The sequence below is a fragment of the Pseudomonas fluorescens genome (assembly GCF_001648775.1).
GTDB classification, from domain to species: Bacteria; Pseudomonadota; Gammaproteobacteria; order Pseudomonadales; family Pseudomonadaceae; genus Aquipseudomonas; species Aquipseudomonas fluorescens_M.
In genome coordinates this window covers 55,329-70,800 of sequence record NZ_LVEJ01000022.1, presented here as the reverse complement: position 1 = coordinate 70,800, position 15,472 = coordinate 55,329, and the positions used below count along the sequence as shown (strand labels likewise).

The following is a 15,472-nucleotide window of genomic DNA, read 5'->3' as shown; positions in this document are numbered from 1 at the left end:
CGGCATGCGACGTATAGCTGTGATGGGCGCTGCTGGGCGCATGGGTAAGATTCTGGTCGAGGCCGTGCAGCAGCGCGCGCCGCTGACCGGTTTGACCGCCGCCGTGGTTCGTCCTGGCAGCACACTGATCGGCGTCGATGCCGGTGAGCTGGCGTCGCTGGGTCGCATCGGTGTGCCGCTGTCCGGGCATATCGAGGCCGTGGCGGAAGAGTTCGACGTATTGATCGACTTCACGCTGCCGGAAGTGATGCTGAAAAACCTCGCCTTCTGCCGCAAGGCCGGCAAGGCCATGGTCATCGGCACCACCGGGCTGGACGCCGCGCAGAAGCAGTTGCTGGCCGAGGCGGGCAAGGACATTCCGATCGTGTTTGCGGCCAACTTCAGTGTCGGCGTCAATCTGTCGCTGAAGCTGCTGGATATGGCGGCGCGGGTGTTGGGTGATGAGGCCGACATCGAAATCATCGAAGCCCATCACCGCCACAAGATCGATGCGCCGTCGGGTACGGCGTTGCGCATGGGTGAAGTGATCGCCAGTGCGTTGGATCGTGATTTGCAGAAAGTCGCGGTCTACGGTCGTGAAGGTCACACCGGTGCCCGTGAGCGTGAAACCATCGGTTTCGCTACCGTGCGTGGTGGTGACGTGGTGGGTGATCACACCGTGTTGTTCGCCTGCGAAGGTGAGCGTCTGGAGATCACGCACAAGGCGTCGAGCCGCATGACGTTCGCCAAGGGTGCGGTACGTGCCGCGCTGTGGCTGGATGCTCGCGAGCCAGGTCTGTACGACATGCAAGACGTGCTCGACCTGCGCTGATTCATTGTTGAACCCGGCGCAAACGCCCTGTTTGCGCTGGTTTTTCTCCGCTAGCCGACGTCCTGTCGCATTCTCCGGCCTTTTAGGCTCTTTAGCGGTGGACCAAAAAAGCCTTTTTCTGTAAGCTACAGCTTTAGTGTGTCCACTAAAAGCGCGCAGAATAATTCAGTGAAGAAGCGGGGTGACGTGTCCATACGTCACTCCGCTTTTTTACAACCTGCGATCGCCCTTTCATGCGTTATTTACGGGAGGTCTTCTTGACTAAGCCAGCCATACTTGCCCTTGCTGATGGCAGCATTTTTCGCGGCGAAGCCATTGGTGCCGACGGTCAAACCGTTGGTGAGGTGGTGTTCAACACCGCAATGACCGGCTATCAGGAAATCCTTACCGATCCTTCCTACGCCCAACAGATCGTTACCCTGACTTACCCGCACATCGGCAACACCGGCACCACGCCGGAAGACGCCGAGTCCGATCGCGTCTGGTCCGCTGGCCTGGTCATCCGTGACCTGCCGCTGGTAGCGAGCAACTGGCGTAACACGATGTCCCTGTCCGACTACCTGAAAGCCAACAACGTTGTGGCAATCGCTGGTATCGACACCCGTCGCCTGACCCGCATCCTGCGTGAAAAAGGCGCACAGAACGGCTGCATCATGGCCGGCGACAACATCTCCGAAGAAGCGGCAATCGCCGCTGCGCAAGGCTTCCCGGGCCTGAAGGGCATGGATCTGGCGAAAGTCGTCAGCACCAAGACTCAATACGAATGGCGCTCCACTGTCTGGGATCTGAAAACCGACAGCCACGCGACCATCGACGCTTCCGAGCTGCCTTACCACGTGGTTGCCTACGACTACGGCGTCAAGGTCAACATCCTGCGCATGCTGGTCGAGCGCGGCTGCCGCGTCACTGTGGTGCCTGCCCAGACCCCAGCCGCTGATGTGCTGGCACTGAAGCCGGACGGCGTGTTCCTGTCCAACGGCCCGGGTGACCCGGAGCCATGCGACTACGCGATCAAGGCGATCAAGGAAGTGCTGGAAACCGAAATTCCGGTATTCGGTATCTGCCTCGGTCACCAACTGCTGGCGCTGGCCTCCGGTGCCAAGACCCTGAAAATGGGCCACGGCCACCACGGTGCCAACCACCCGGTGCAGGATCTGGACACTGGCGTCGTAATGATCACCAGCCAGAACCACGGTTTTGCGGTAGATGAAGAAACCTTGCCAGCCAACGTGCGTGCGATCCACAAGTCGCTGTTCGACGGTACCCTGCAAGGCATCGAGCGCACCGACAAGAGCGCGTTCAGCTTCCAGGGTCACCCTGAAGCGAGCCCGGGCCCGAACGACGTCGCGCCACTGTTCGACCGCTTCATCAACGAGATGGCCAAGCGACGCTAAGCGTTCGCCTTGAGACTGTAGAGAGAAGCCCTCGAGGGCGGCCCCGACACCGGTGGCCCCTTCGGGACTTCAGAAATCGATCAAGACGGCTTGCCGACTGACCTGCGGATTTGAGTGACAAACCCATGCCAAAACGTACAGACATTAAAAGCATCCTGATTCTCGGCGCTGGCCCGATCGTTATCGGCCAGGCCTGCGAATTCGACTACTCCGGCGCCCAGGCCTGCAAAGCCCTGCGCGAAGAGGGTTACCGCGTCATCCTGGTGAACTCCAACCCGGCCACCATCATGACCGACCCGGACATGGCCGACGCCACCTACATCGAACCGATCAAATGGCAGACCGTTGCCAAGATCATCGAAAAAGAGCGTCCGGATGCGGTGCTGCCAACCATGGGCGGCCAGACCGCTCTGAACTGCGCCCTGGACCTGGAGCGCGAAGGCGTTCTGGAGAAGTTCGGCGTAGAAATGATCGGCGCCAACGCCGACACCATCGACAAGGCTGAAGACCGTTCGCGTTTCGACAAGGCGATGAAATCCATCGGTCTGGCGTGCCCGCGTTCCGGTATTGCCCACAGCATGGAAGAAGCCTACGCGGTTCTCGAAACCCTGGGCTTCCCGTGCATCATCCGTCCGTCCTTCACCATGGGCGGCACCGGTGGCGGTATTGCTTACAACCGTGAAGAGTTCGAAGAAATCTGCGCCCGTGGTCTGGACCTGTCGCCGACCAAAGAGCTGCTGATCGACGAATCGCTGATCGGCTGGAAAGAATATGAGATGGAAGTTGTCCGCGACAAAAAGGACAACTGCATCATCGTCTGCTCGATCGAAAACTTCGACCCGATGGGCGTGCACACCGGTGACTCGATCACCGTCGCTCCCGCTCAGACCCTGACCGACAAGGAATACCAGATCCTGCGTAACGCCTCGCTGGCGGTACTGCGCGAGATCGGCGTCGAGACTGGCGGTTCCAACGTTCAATTCGGTATCTGCCCGAACACTGGCCGCATGGTCGTGATCGAAATGAACCCGCGCGTATCGCGTTCCTCGGCACTGGCTTCGAAAGCCACCGGTTTCCCGATCGCCAAAGTCGCGGCCAAGCTGGCTGTGGGTTACACCCTCGACGAACTGTCGAACGACATCACCGGCGGCAAGACCCCGGCGTCCTTCGAGCCGTCGATCGACTACGTCGTGACCAAGCTGCCACGTTTCGCCTTCGAGAAATTCCCTAATGCTGACGCGCGCCTGACCACTCAGATGAAGTCGGTCGGCGAAGTCATGGCCATCGGTCGTACTTTCCAGGAATCCCTGCAGAAAGCGCTGCGCGGTCTGGAAGTCGGCGTCTGCGGTCTGGACGAGAAACTCGATCTGAGCAACCCGGAAAGCATGAGCGTGCTCAAGCGCGAACTGACCGTGCCGGGCGCCGAGCGTATCTGGTACGTGGCGGACGCGTTCCGCGCCGGCCTGACCGTCGAAGAAATCTTCGAAATGAACATGATCGACCCATGGTTCCTGGTGCAGATCGAAGATCTGATCAAGGACGAAGAGAAGGTCAAGACCCTCGGTCTGTCCTCTATCGACCGCGACCTGATGTTCAAGCTCAAGCGCAAAGGCTTCTCCGATCAGCGTCTGGCCAAGCTGCTGGGCGTCACCGAGAAAAACCTGCGCACGCACCGTCAAAAACTCGAAGTGTTCCCGGTCTACAAGCGCGTTGACACCTGCGCGGCCGAGTTCGCCACTGACACCGCTTACCTCTACTCGACTTACGAGGAAGAGTGCGAAGCCGCGCCGTCGGGTCGCGACAAGATCATGATTCTGGGTGGCGGTCCGAACCGTATCGGCCAGGGCATCGAGTTCGACTACTGCTGCGTTCACGCTGCCCTCGCTCTGCGCGAAGATGGCTACGAAACCATCATGGTCAACTGCAACCCGGAAACCGTATCCACTGACTACGACACTTCCGACCGTCTGTACTTCGAGCCGGTAACCCTGGAAGACGTGCTGGAAATCTGCCGCGTCGAGAAGCCGAAAGGCGTGATCGTCCAATACGGCGGCCAGACTCCGCTGAAACTGGCTCGCGCTCTGGAAGCTGCTGGCGTGCCGATCATCGGCACCAGCCCTGATGCCATCGACCGTGCCGAAGACCGTGAGCGCTTCCAGCAAATGGTTGAGCGTCTGAACCTGCGTCAGCCGCCAAACGCCACCGTGCGCAGCGAAGACGAAGCTGTTCGTGCGGCTGCGAAGATCGGTTATCCGCTGGTGGTGCGCCCGTCCTACGTACTGGGCGGCCGCGCGATGGAAATCGTTTACAAAGAAGACGAGCTCAAGCGTTACCTGCGTGACGCGGTGCAAGTGTCCAACGACAGCCCGGTGCTGCTCGACCACTTCCTCAACTGCGCCATCGAAATGGACGTGGATGCGGTCTGCGACGGCAAAGATGTAGTCATCGGCGCGATCATGCAGCACATCGAACAGGCTGGCGTTCACTCTGGTGACTCCGCGTGCTCGCTGCCGCCGTACTCGCTGCCGGCGCACATCCAGGACGAGATGCGCGAACAGGTCAAGAAAATGGCCCTGGAACTGGGCGTTGTCGGCTTGATGAACGTGCAGTTGGCGCTGCAAGGCGAAGACATCTACGTCATCGAAGTCAACCCGCGCGCGTCCCGGACCGTACCGTTCGTGTCGAAGTGCATCGGTGTTTCCCTGGCGATGATCGCTGCCCGCGTGATGGCCGGTAAGACCCTGAAAGAAATCGGCTTCACCAAAGAAATCATCCCGAACTTCTACAGCGTGAAAGAGGCGGTGTTCCCATTCGCCAAATTCCCTGGCGTTGACCCGATCCTCGGCCCAGAAATGAAGTCGACCGGTGAAGTGATGGGCGTCGGCGACACCTTCGGTGAAGCATTCGCCAAAGCCCAGATGGGCGCCAGCGAAGTGCTGCCGACTGGCGGCACCGCGTTCATCAGCGTGCGCGATGACGACAAGCCACTGGTTGCAGGCGTGGCCCGTGATCTGATCAACTTGGGCTTCGAAGTGGTTGCCACTGCCGGTACTGCCAAGCTGATCGAAGCGGCAGGCCTGAAAGTGCGCCGTGTGAACAAGGTGACCGAGGGTCGTCCGCACGTGGTCGACATGATCAAGAATGACGAAGTCACGCTGATCATCAACACCACCGAAGGCCGTCAGTCGATCGCTGATTCGTACTCCATTCGTCGTAATGCCTTGCAGCACAAGATTTACTGCACCACCACCATTGCTGCTGGCGAAGCTATCTGTGAAGCGCTGAAGTTCGGTCCCGAGAAGACCGTACGCCGCTTGCAGGATCTACACGCAGGATTGAAGGCATGATCAAATACCCAATGACCGTCCAGGGCGCCAAAGCCCTGGAAGAAGAACACGCTCACCTGACCAAGGTCGTCCGTCCGAAGCTCAGCCAGGACATCGGTACGGCCCGCGAGCTGGGAGACTTGAAAGAAAACGCTGAATACCATGCGGCGCGCGAACAGCAAGGCATGGTTGAAGCGCGGATTCGTGACATCGAAGGCCGGATTCAGAATCAGGTCATCATTGATGTCACGTCCATCCCGCATACCGGCAAGGTGATTTTCGGCACTACCGTCGAAATCGCCAACGTCGAGACGGATGAAAGCGTCACTTACCACATCGTGGGTGAGGATGAGGCTGACTTCAAACTCGGCAAGATTTCCGTCGGCTCGCCTTTGGCCCGTGCCCTGATCGGCAAGGAAGAGGGCGACGTGGTTGCCGTGAAAACGCCAAGTGGCGTTATCGAGTACGAGATTGTCGAAGTCCGTCACATCTGAAGGTGGGCGCCCGCTGCGTGCGGGTGCCATGCTTTGGCAGCTGACCCAGATGCTTTGGGTCGGCGGTCTATGGTTGATTCATCTCGGTTTGCAACCGGCGCTGGGCGAGATTGGCCTGGCACCGTTGTTGATCGATGAAGTGGCCAGTGCATTTGAAGTGCTGGTGGTGGGGTTTGCCGCCGCATGCGTGATTTTTCAGGCTTTGGTGCTGGTTCAGGCCGAGGGCCTTGCCAGTCTATGGCGAGATTTTCGCGGGCAGGTGCTGTTGATGGCGTTGTATGCGTGTGCGATGTTTGTCGCAGTGCGTGTCGGCTGGCCGGATGCGCAGCGCTGGCAGGTATTCAGCTTTCTGATTCTGGGCTTTTCCGGATTGGTGCTGGTGCTGCAGCCGGTGCCGGGATGGAGTGGCAGGGTGCGCGAAGCACACCCTTGACCCTTGTCATCACTTGAAGCGATGAACGTTCGACAGCTGTTTGTTGGCGCTGAAGTTCTTGCGGTAAACCAGTGCCATCTTGCCGATGACCTGCACCAGATCCGCTTTTCCGACCTTGCACAGTTCTGCAATATGCGCGATGCGCGATTCGCGATCGAGGATGTTGAGCTTGATTTTGATCAGCTCGTGATCCGCCAAGGCGCGTTCAAGTTCGGCTAAAACACCTTCAGTCAAACCGTTGTCAGCCACCGTCAAAACTGGTTTGAGGTGGTGGCCAATGGATTTGTACTGTTTCTTCTGCTCTGGAGTGAGCGGCATAATCTGACCCTTTCGTCTGGATTCTGTAAAATGGCGGCCATTTTACCCGAGGGCTCGTGGATCCGCCCAATTAATCACGACCCTAATCATCGAGGTGCCCAATGGCGCGTTCCAAGACAAGCCTTGGTTGGCTGAAAAGACATGTCAACGATCCCTATGTGAAGCAAGCACAAAAGGATGGTTACCGCTCGCGTGCGAGTTACAAGCTTCTGGAAATCCAGGAGAAATACAGGCTGATCCGTCCCGGCATGAGCGTTGTCGACCTTGGCGCCGCCCCGGGTGGCTGGTCGCAGGTCACTAGCCGGCTGATCGGTGGTCAGGGGCGTTTGATCGCTTCGGACATCCTGGAAATGGACAGCATTCCGGACGTTACCTTCATTCAGGGTGACTTCACCGAGGACGAAGTGCTCGGGCGCATTCTTGAAGCCGTGGGTAATTCGCAGGTGGACCTTGTGATTTCCGATATGGCCCCCAATATGAGTGGTACGCCTGAAGTGGATATGCCCAAAGCCATGTTCCTTTGCGAGCTGGCACTTGATTTGGCGGAGCGGATCCTCAAGCCAGGTGGTAATTTTGTGATCAAGATCTTTCAGGGTGAAGGGTTTGATATTTACCTGAAGGACGCTCGCAAGAAGTTCGACAAGATCCAGATGATCAAGCCGGATTCCTCTCGTGGCACATCCCGCGAGCAATACATGCTGGCTTGGGGCTATCGCGGGCGTAGCGAGTAAAACGAGGTTTTTAGGCAGGGTGATAGGTTTTTAGTATTTCGCCCGGCTAGCATTAACGAATATTGTGTGGAAAGTGTTTCACAAAGGGTTACAGACGGCGCCTGCCAGAGCCGTAGGTAATGTAGTAAGTTAGGCCGGTGAATATCATGCGAAGCGCGCGCCAGTAGCGGAGCTTGCTTCAGAGGGTAGTTAATTGAACGATATGGCAAAGAATCTGATCCTGTGGTTGATCATCGCGGCTGTCCTGGTGACGGTGATGAACAACTTCTCCAGCCCTAACGAGCCGCAGACCCTCAACTATTCCGACTTCATCCAGCAGGTCAAGGATGGCAAGGTCGAGCGCGTAGCCGTTGACGGCTATGTGATTACCGGCAAGCGCAACGATGGCGACAGCTTCAAGACCATTCGTCCGGCGATTCAGGACAATGGCCTGATCGGCGATCTGGTCGACAATCACGTTGTGGTTGAAGGCAAGCAGCCTGAACAGCAAAGCATCTGGACCCAGCTTCTGGTGGCCAGCTTCCCGATCCTGGTGATCATCGCGGTGTTCATGTTCTTCATGCGCCAGATGCAGGGCGGTGCCGGTGGCAAGGGCGGGCCAATGAGCTTCGGCAAGAGCAAGGCACGCCTGCTCTCCGAAGATCAGGTGAAAACCACATTGGCTGACGTTGCCGGTTGCGACGAAGCCAAGGAAGAAGTCGGCGAGCTGGTTGAGTTCCTCCGTGATCCGGGCAAGTTCCAGCGCCTGGGCGGTCGGATTCCTCGCGGCGTGCTGATGGTCGGTCCTCCGGGTACCGGTAAAACCTTGCTGGCCAAGGCCATTGCTGGCGAAGCCAAGGTGCCGTTCTTCACCATTTCCGGTTCTGATTTCGTCGAAATGTTCGTCGGTGTTGGTGCCAGCCGTGTTCGTGACATGTTCGAGCAAGCGAAGAAACACGCGCCTTGCATCATCTTCATCGATGAAATCGACGCCGTTGGTCGCCATCGTGGCGCCGGCATGGGTGGCGGTCACGACGAGCGCGAGCAGACCCTCAACCAGTTGCTGGTTGAGATGGACGGCTTCGAGATGAATGACGGCATCATTGTTATCGCTGCAACCAACCGTCCAGACGTACTCGACCCAGCGCTGCTGCGTCCGGGCCGTTTCGACCGTCAGGTTGTCGTTGGTCTGCCGGACATCCGTGGTCGCGAGCAGATTCTCAAGGTGCACATGCGCAAGGTGCCAATGGGTGACGACGTCGCGCCGGCCGTGATCGCGCGTGGTACTCCGGGTTTCTCCGGTGCTGACCTGGCCAACCTGGTCAACGAAGCGTCGCTGTTCGCTGCGCGCAGCGGCAAGCGCATCGTCGAGATGAAAGAATTCGAGCTGGCCAAAGACAAGATCATGATGGGCGCCGAGCGCAAATCAATGGTCATGTCCGAGAAAGAAAAGCAGAACACCGCTTATCACGAAGCCGGCCACGCCATCGTTGGTCGTGTGGTGCCCGAGCATGATCCGGTCTACAAGGTATCGATCATTCCGCGCGGTCGTGCGCTGGGTGTGACCATGTTCCTGCCCGAAGAAGATCGCTACAGCCTGTCCAAGCGTGCGTTGATCAGCCAGATCTGCTCGCTGTACGGCGGCCGTATCGCTGAAGAAATGACTTTGGGCTTCGACGGTGTGACCACCGGCGCCTCCAACGACATCATGCGTGCCAGTCAGATTGCACGGAACATGGTGACCAAGTGGGGGTTGTCGGAAAAACTCGGTCCGTTGATGTATGCCGAAGAAGAAGGCGAAGTGTTCCTCGGTCGCGGCGGTGGTGGTCAGGCTGCGAGCTTCTCCGGTGAGACAGCCAAGCTGATCGACTCCGAAGTGCGTAGCATCATTGACCAGTGCTACGGCACGGCCAAGCAGATCCTCACGGACAACCGTGACAAGCTCGACGCCATGGCTGATGCCCTGATGAAGTATGAAACGATCGACGCTGAACAGATCGACGACATCATGGCGGGTCGTACGCCGCGTGAGCCTCGCGACTGGTCAGGTGGCACGGGTACACCGCCACCTCCGGTAGTTCGTGACGAGCGTCCGGAAACACCGATTGGCGGTCCGGCTGCTGACGTTTAAGGTTTGAAATGACTTCTGTACAGTCCCTGACCCGGTTGCCTTGCGGCAACCGGGTTCTTGATTTGGCCCGGACGCATGTCATGGGCATTCTCAATGTCACTCCCGATTCCTTCTCCGATGGTGGTCGTTACAACCAGCTCGACGTGGCCCTGCGTCATGCCGAAGCGATGGTTGTGGCCGGCGCAACGCTGATTGACGTGGGTGGCGAATCCACTCGGCCTGGTGCGCGTGCAGTTTCTCCTCTGGAGGAGCTGGAGCGTGTGGCGCCGATCGTTGAGCTGATCAATCGCGAGCTCGATGTGATCATCTCCGTCGATACCTCGACGCCTGCCGTGATGCGCGAAACCGCGCGATTGGGGGCGGGGCTGATCAATGATGTCCGCTCGCTGCAACGCGATGGTGCGCTGGATGCTGCAGCAGCCACAGGGCTGCCGGTGTGTCTGATGCACATGCTGGGTGAGCCCGGCGACATGCAGGACAATCCGCATTATCAGGACGTCACTCGAGAGGTCGGGGTGTTTCTCGCCGAGCGCATGGCTCAATGTGCGCAAGCGGGTATTCCTGCCGAGCGAATCATTCTCGATCCTGGTTTCGGCTTCGCCAAAACCCTGCAGCACAATCTAAGCTTGTTCAAGCATATGGAAGCCCTGCATGCATTGGGTCGGCCATTGTTGGTCGGTGTCTCGCGCAAAAGCATGATCGGCCACGCGCTGAATCGTCCTGTGGGCGAGCGTCTGCATGGTGGTCTGGCACTGGCGGCACTGGCGTCAGTCAAGGGCGCGCGTATATTGCGTGTCCATGATGTGGCGGAAACGGTAGATGTGGTGCGGATGATCGCAGCCGTTGAATCAGCCGAATAAGAATGATGGAGCACTTATGAGCAAGAAATACTTTGGTACTGACGGCATTCGTGGTCGAGTCGGTGAATACCCGATTACTCCTGACTTCATGCTCAAGCTCGGCTGGGCTGCCGGCATGGCGTTCCGCAAGATGGGTGCCTGCAAGGTGCTGGTCGGCAAGGACACACGGATTTCCGGTTACATGTTCGAGTCGGCACTGGAGGCCGGTCTGACATCGGCGGGTGCCGATGTGATGCTGTTGGGGCCTATGCCGACGCCGGCGATCGCCTATCTGTCACGCACGTTCCAGGCTGAAGCCGGTATCGTGATCAGCGCCTCGCACAACCCGCATGACGACAACGGCATCAAGTTTTTTTCCGGTAAAGGCACCAAATTGCCGGATGAGCTGGAGTTGATGATCGAGGAATTGCTCGATACTCCGATGACCGTGGTCGAGTCGAGCAAGATCGGCAAGGTTTCGCGGATCAACGACGCATCGGGTCGCTACATCGAATTCTGCAAGAGCAGTGTGCCTACCGGGACCAGCTTTTCCGGGCTCAAGATCGTTATCGACTGTGCGCATGGCGCCACCTATAAGGTAGCACCAAGCGTGTTCCGAGAGCTGGGCGCTGAAGTCGTCGTGCTGTCGGCTCAGCCAAATGGCCTGAACATCAATGAGAACTGTGGCTCGACCCATATGGGGCAGTTGCAGGCAGCGGTGCTGGCTGAGCACGCCGATCTGGGTATCGCCTTCGACGGTGATGGTGATCGGGTGTTGATGGTTGATCACACGGGCGCCATTGTCGATGGTGATGAGTTGTTGTTCATCATCGCGCGTGATCTGCATGAGCGCGGCAAATTGCAGGGCGGTGTGGTGGGGACCCTGATGAGTAATCTGGGGTTGGAGCTCGCGTTGGCGGATCTTTCGATTCCGTTTATTCGTGCCAACGTTGGCGACCGTTATGTGATCGCCGAGTTGCTGGAACGTAATTGGTTGGTTGGTGGTGAGAATTCGGGGCATATCGTTTGCTTCAATCACACCACAACCGGCGACGCGATCATCGCTGCGCTGCAGGTCTTGATGGCGCTCAAGACGCGTAATGAAGGCCTGGCGCAAACCCGGCAAGCGTTGCGCAAGTGCCCTCAGGTTCTGATCAATGTGCGTTTCGGTGGTGGCGAAAGTCCGCTGGAGCATCCGGCTGTCAAGGAGGCCAGCGCGCGTGTCACCCAGGCAATGGCGGGGCGTGGGCGTGTACTTTTGCGCAAGTCCGGTACAGAGCCTCTGGTGCGTGTAATGGTCGAAGGTGAGGACGAAACTCAGGTTCGCAACTACGCCGAAGAGCTGGCAAAACTGGTAACTGAAGTTTCTGCCTGATTCGGCTTGCAAGCCATGATTGTGTTGGGTAACATCTGCGCCCACTTTGACCGACGAGGTACAGCATGCGTCGCCCTATGGTAGCTGGTAACTGGAAGATGCACGGTACCCGCGCCAGCGTCGCTGAGCTGATCAACGGCCTTCGTCATCTGGCCTTGCCAAGCGGTGTTGATGTCGCAGTGTTCCCGCCTTGCTTGTATATCAATCAAGTGATTGATGGCTTGAAAGGTAAGTCGATTTCGGTCGGCGCGCAGAACTCTGCGGTGGAATCGATGCAAGGTGCATTGACCGGTGAGATTGCACCGAGTCAGTTGGTGGATGCAGGTTGTTCCCTGGTTCTTGTCGGACACTCCGAACGCCGCCAGATAATGGGCGAGCGAGACGGAATGCTGAATCGCAAGTTCGCAGCGGCACAGGCATGTGGCTTGATTCCGGTGTTGTGTATTGGGGAAACCCTTGAGCAGCGCGAAGCTGGAAAAACTCTTGAGGTTGTCGGGCGTCAGCTGGGCAGCATCATTGAGGAGCTGGGTGTTGGTGCTTTTGCCAAGGCAGTGATTGCTTACGAGCCGGTCTGGGCCATTGGCACCGGGCTGACTGCAACGCCACAACAGGCTCAGGATGTGCATAAAGCCATTCGTGAGCAGTTGGCGGCAGAGAATTCTGAAGTCGCACGAGGTGTGCGGCTTCTATACGGCGGCAGCGTGAAGGCGGCCAATGCGGTCGAACTGTTCGGCATGCCGGATATCGATGGGGGGCTCATTGGTGGAGCTTCCCTGAATGCAGATGAGTTCGGTGCGATTTGTCGCGCCGCGGGAAACTGAAAAAATGCTGGAAACAGTCGTAGTCGTTTTTCATCTGCTGGGTGCATTGGGCGTAGTTGCTCTGGTTTTGCTGCAGCAGGGTAAGGGTGCGGACGCTGGCGCGTCTTTCGGAGCAGGTGCTTCAAATACTGTGTTCGGAAGCCAAGGTTCCTCTACCTTTCTTAGTAAGTTTACTGCTATACTTGCCGCCGGTTTCTTCATAACCAGCTTGGGGTTAGGTTACTTTGCTAAAGAGAAGGCTCACCAGCTGACTCAAGCAGGTCTCCCAAATCCAGCAGTGTTGGAAGTACCTAAGCAACAACAACCGGCTTCTGATGATGTCCCGGTGCTTCAAGAGCAAAAGTCGGCTACTCCAGCGACTGACGTGCCTCCAGCTCAAGAGCAGAAGTAAGAAGGGTTTCAAACGTAGTTTTGCCGAGGTGGTGGAATTGGTAGACACGCAACCTTGAGGTGGTTGTGCCCATAGGGTGTAGGGGTTCGAGTCCCCTTCTCGGTACCAATTAGTCAGGAGAGCCCGCTGTTGCGGGCTTTCTTGCAGGTGGAAGGTTACATTGACCCTATAAGGGATCGGTCGTATACTTCCGCCCCAGCTTTGTCGCGGGGTGGAGCAGTCTGGTAGCTCGTCGGGCTCATAACCCGAAGGTCGTCGGTTCAAATCCGGCCCCCGCAACCAGTTTAAGGAGCCCCTTTTAAGGGGCTTTTTGTTAGCTGGACACTTTCAACGCCGCTGTTCGACGGCGTTTCAAGGATGGGCGTTTAGCCCATTTTTTTATTTTGCAAAGCATGCACATATCATGCACTAGGGGGTTCAGGTGTCGAGCAAGCTAGAAGAGTTGCAGGCCTTGCTGGCCCCGGTGGTCGTGGCCCTGGGCTATGAATGCTGGGGTATCGAGTTTTCGGCTCAGGGTCGTCACTCGATGTTGCGCGTTTATATCGATAAAGAGGGTGGCGTGCTGGTGGACGATTGCGCCATTGTCAGCCGTCAGATCAGCGGTGTCCTGGATGTTGAAGATCCAATCACCGTCGAATACACCCTCGAAGTTTCCTCGCCTGGCATGGAGCGCCCACTGTTCACTCTTGAGCAGTTTGCAAAATTTGCCGGTGAACAAGTGAAGATCAAGCTGCGCTCGCCTTTTGAAGGTCGACGCAACTTTCAGGGCCTTCTGCGCGGTGTAGAAGAACAGGATGTCGTGGTGCAGGTAGATGACCATGAGTTCCTGTTGCCGATCGATATGATCGACAAGGCCAACATTATTCCCAGTTTTGACTGAGACGCGGATCCCGCGGATCCAATGGCTTGCGAAAGGCGAGGCGTACGATGAGCAAAGAAGTACTGCTGGTTGTTGAGTCGGTATCCAATGAAAAGGGCGTACCGGCAAGCGTAATTTTTGAAGCGCTGGAGCTGGCTCTGGCCACTGCTACCAAAAAGCGTTTTGAAGACGAAGTTGACCTGCGTGTGGAAATTAACCGCCACACCGGGGCATACGAAACTTTCCGTCGCTGGACGGTCGTCGAAGAGAATGATCTCGACGATCCGGCCATCGAAACCTGGCCAACCAAGGTTGCCGAAACGCATCCGGGTGCCCAGGTTGGCGACGTAGTCGAAGAGAAAATCGAATCCATCGAGTTCGGCCGCATCGCCGCGCAGACTGCCAAGCAAGTCATTGTGCAGAAAGTGCGTGAAGCCGAGCGCGCTCAAGTGGTCGACGCCTATCGCGAGCGCCTGGGAGAAATCATCTCCGGCACCGTGAAAAAAGTCACCCGCGACAACGTGATCGTCGATCTGGGTAACAACGCTGAAGCGTTGCTGGCCCGTGAAGACATCATTTCGCGTGAAACCTTCCGTGTCGGCGTGCGTCTGCGTGCGCTGCTCAAGGAAATCCGCACCGAGAACCGCGGCCCGCAGCTGATCCTGTCGCGTACCGCGCCGGAAATGCTGATCGAGCTGTTCCGCATCGAAGTGCCGGAAATTGCCGAAGGCCTGATCGAAGTAATGGCAGCGTCCCGTGATCCGGGTTCGCGCGCCAAGATCGCCGTCCGTTCCAAGGACAAACGCATTGACCCACAAGGTGCTTGCATCGGTATGCGCGGTTCGCGCGTCCAGGCAGTGTCGGGTGAGTTGGGCGGTGAGCGTGTTGATATCGTTCTTTGGGACGACAACCCGGCTCAGTTCGTGATCAACGCCATGTCCCCGGCTGAGGTTGCGGCAATTATCGTTGACGAAGATGCCCATGCAATGGACATCGCCGTTGGCGCAGACAATCTGGCTCAGGCCATCGGTCGCGGTGGTCAGAACGTGCGTCTGGCCAGCCAGTTGACTGGCTGGACCCTGAACGTGATGACCGAATCGGACATCCAGGCTAAGCAGCAAGCAGAAACCGGCGACATCCTGCGCAACTTCATCGACGAGCTGGAAGTCGACGAAGACCTGGCACAGGTGCTGGTAGATGAAGGCTTCACCAGCCTGGAAGAGATTGCCTACGTACCGTTGGAAGAAATGCTCAACATCGACGGCTTTGACGAAGATACCGTCAACGAGCTTCGCGCTCGTGCCAAGGATCGTTTGTTGACCAAAGCCATCGCTACTGAGGAAAAGCTGGCAGACGCCCATCCGGCCGAAGACCTGCTCTCGCTTGAGGGTATGGACAAGGATTTGGCGATGGAACTGGCGGTGCGCGGCGTAATTACCCGCGAAGACCTGGCCGAGCAGTCTATTGACGACCTGCTCGACATCGACGGCATTGACGATGATCGTGCCGGCAAGTTGATCATGGCCGCCCGAGCCCACTGGTTCGAGTAATTAGGCGCGGCCTGAGGAGA

The 15,472-nt window shown here is 57.7% G+C and carries 14 protein-coding genes and 2 tRNA genes; 15 read left to right on the top strand and 1 reads right to left on the bottom strand.

The genetic code is table 11. The annotated features are described in order from the left end of the window. Positions 1 to 4: 4 nt before the first annotated feature. The 5 genes from dapB to A8O26_RS19790 all read left to right on the top strand — a co-directional run bounded on the left by dapB (position 5) and on the right by A8O26_RS19790 (position 6,458). Positions 5 to 811 carry a 4-hydroxy-tetrahydrodipicolinate reductase gene (gene dapB, locus A8O26_RS19810; protein ID WP_064119471.1) on the top strand — a complete coding sequence of 269 codons (807 nt, stop codon included), beginning with the start codon at positions 5 to 7 and terminating at the stop codon, positions 809 to 811. 257 nt (positions 812 to 1,068) lie between these two features. Further along, positions 1,069 to 2,205, top strand: a complete 1,137-nt coding sequence (gene carA / locus A8O26_RS19805) for a glutamine-hydrolyzing carbamoyl-phosphate synthase small subunit (protein ID WP_007915228.1) — start codon at positions 1,069 to 1,071, stop codon at positions 2,203 to 2,205. 125 nt (positions 2,206 to 2,330) lie between these two features. Continuing rightward, the gene (gene carB, locus A8O26_RS19800) at positions 2,331 to 5,552 is read left to right on the top strand and encodes a carbamoyl-phosphate synthase large subunit (protein ID WP_064119470.1); all 3,222 of its coding nucleotides are present in this window, start codon (positions 2,331 to 2,333) and stop codon (positions 5,550 to 5,552) included. Beyond that, a complete protein-coding gene (gene greA, locus A8O26_RS19795; RefSeq protein WP_064119469.1) occupies positions 5,549 to 6,025 on the top strand; it encodes a transcription elongation factor GreA in 477 nt (158 codons plus the stop codon). Before carB ends, greA begins: the two co-directional genes overlap by 4 nt. A gap of 28 nt (positions 6,026 to 6,053) precedes the next feature. Next, on the top strand, positions 6,054 to 6,458 hold the full coding sequence (locus A8O26_RS19790) for a hypothetical protein (protein WP_064119468.1): 405 nt from the start codon (positions 6,054 to 6,056) through the stop codon (positions 6,456 to 6,458). A 9-nt stretch (positions 6,459 to 6,467) separates the two neighbouring features. On the opposite strand, the gene A8O26_RS19785 is transcribed toward A8O26_RS19790, so the two are convergent. Next, the gene (locus tag A8O26_RS19785; protein ID WP_064119467.1) at positions 6,468 to 6,776 is read right to left on the bottom strand and encodes a YhbY family RNA-binding protein; all 309 of its coding nucleotides are present in this window, start codon (positions 6,774 to 6,776) and stop codon (positions 6,468 to 6,470) included. Between the two features lie 101 nt (positions 6,777 to 6,877). On the opposite strand from A8O26_RS19785, the gene rlmE reads away from it, so the two are divergent. The 10 genes from rlmE to nusA all read left to right on the top strand — a co-directional run bounded on the left by rlmE (position 6,878) and on the right by nusA (position 15,452). Beyond that, on the top strand, positions 6,878 to 7,507 hold the full coding sequence (gene rlmE / locus A8O26_RS19780; protein ID WP_064119466.1) for a 23S rRNA (uridine(2552)-2'-O)-methyltransferase RlmE: 630 nt from the start codon (positions 6,878 to 6,880) through the stop codon (positions 7,505 to 7,507). A 202-nt stretch (positions 7,508 to 7,709) separates the two neighbouring features. Further along, positions 7,710 to 9,617 carry an ATP-dependent zinc metalloprotease FtsH gene (gene ftsH / locus A8O26_RS19775; protein WP_016986501.1) on the top strand — a complete coding sequence of 636 codons (1,908 nt, stop codon included), beginning with the start codon at positions 7,710 to 7,712 and terminating at the stop codon, positions 9,615 to 9,617. Between the two features lie 8 nt (positions 9,618 to 9,625). After that, positions 9,626 to 10,477: a dihydropteroate synthase gene (folP, locus tag A8O26_RS19770; protein WP_064119465.1), complete on the top strand. Its 852-nt coding sequence runs from the start codon at positions 9,626 to 9,628 to the stop codon at positions 10,475 to 10,477. Positions 10,478 to 10,493: 16 nt separating this feature from the next. Continuing rightward, positions 10,494 to 11,831 (top strand): phosphoglucosamine mutase, encoded by a 1,338-nt coding sequence (glmM, locus tag A8O26_RS19765; RefSeq protein ID WP_064119464.1) that lies wholly within the window; start codon positions 10,494 to 10,496, stop codon positions 11,829 to 11,831. Between the two features lie 65 nt (positions 11,832 to 11,896). Then, the gene (tpiA, locus tag A8O26_RS19760; RefSeq protein ID WP_016986498.1) at positions 11,897 to 12,652 is read left to right on the top strand and encodes a triose-phosphate isomerase; all 756 of its coding nucleotides are present in this window, start codon (positions 11,897 to 11,899) and stop codon (positions 12,650 to 12,652) included. 4 nt (positions 12,653 to 12,656) lie between these two features. Then, the gene (gene secG, locus A8O26_RS19755) at positions 12,657 to 13,043 is read left to right on the top strand and encodes a preprotein translocase subunit SecG (RefSeq protein ID WP_016986497.1); all 387 of its coding nucleotides are present in this window, start codon (positions 12,657 to 12,659) and stop codon (positions 13,041 to 13,043) included. Positions 13,044 to 13,065: 22 nt separating this feature from the next. Then, positions 13,066 to 13,151 (top strand) — tRNA-Leu (locus A8O26_RS19750). A 97-nt stretch (positions 13,152 to 13,248) separates the two neighbouring features. Continuing rightward, positions 13,249 to 13,325: transfer RNA gene (locus A8O26_RS19745), tRNA-Met, on the top strand. A 139-nt stretch (positions 13,326 to 13,464) separates the two neighbouring features. After that, entirely contained in the window at positions 13,465 to 13,923 is a 459-nt protein-coding gene (rimP, locus tag A8O26_RS19740) for a ribosome maturation factor RimP (protein ID WP_064119463.1), read from the top strand. A 47-nt stretch (positions 13,924 to 13,970) separates the two neighbouring features. Further along, on the top strand, positions 13,971 to 15,452 hold the full coding sequence (nusA, locus tag A8O26_RS19735) for a transcription termination factor NusA (protein WP_064119462.1): 1,482 nt from the start codon (positions 13,971 to 13,973) through the stop codon (positions 15,450 to 15,452). Positions 15,453 to 15,472: the final 20 nt, after the last annotated feature.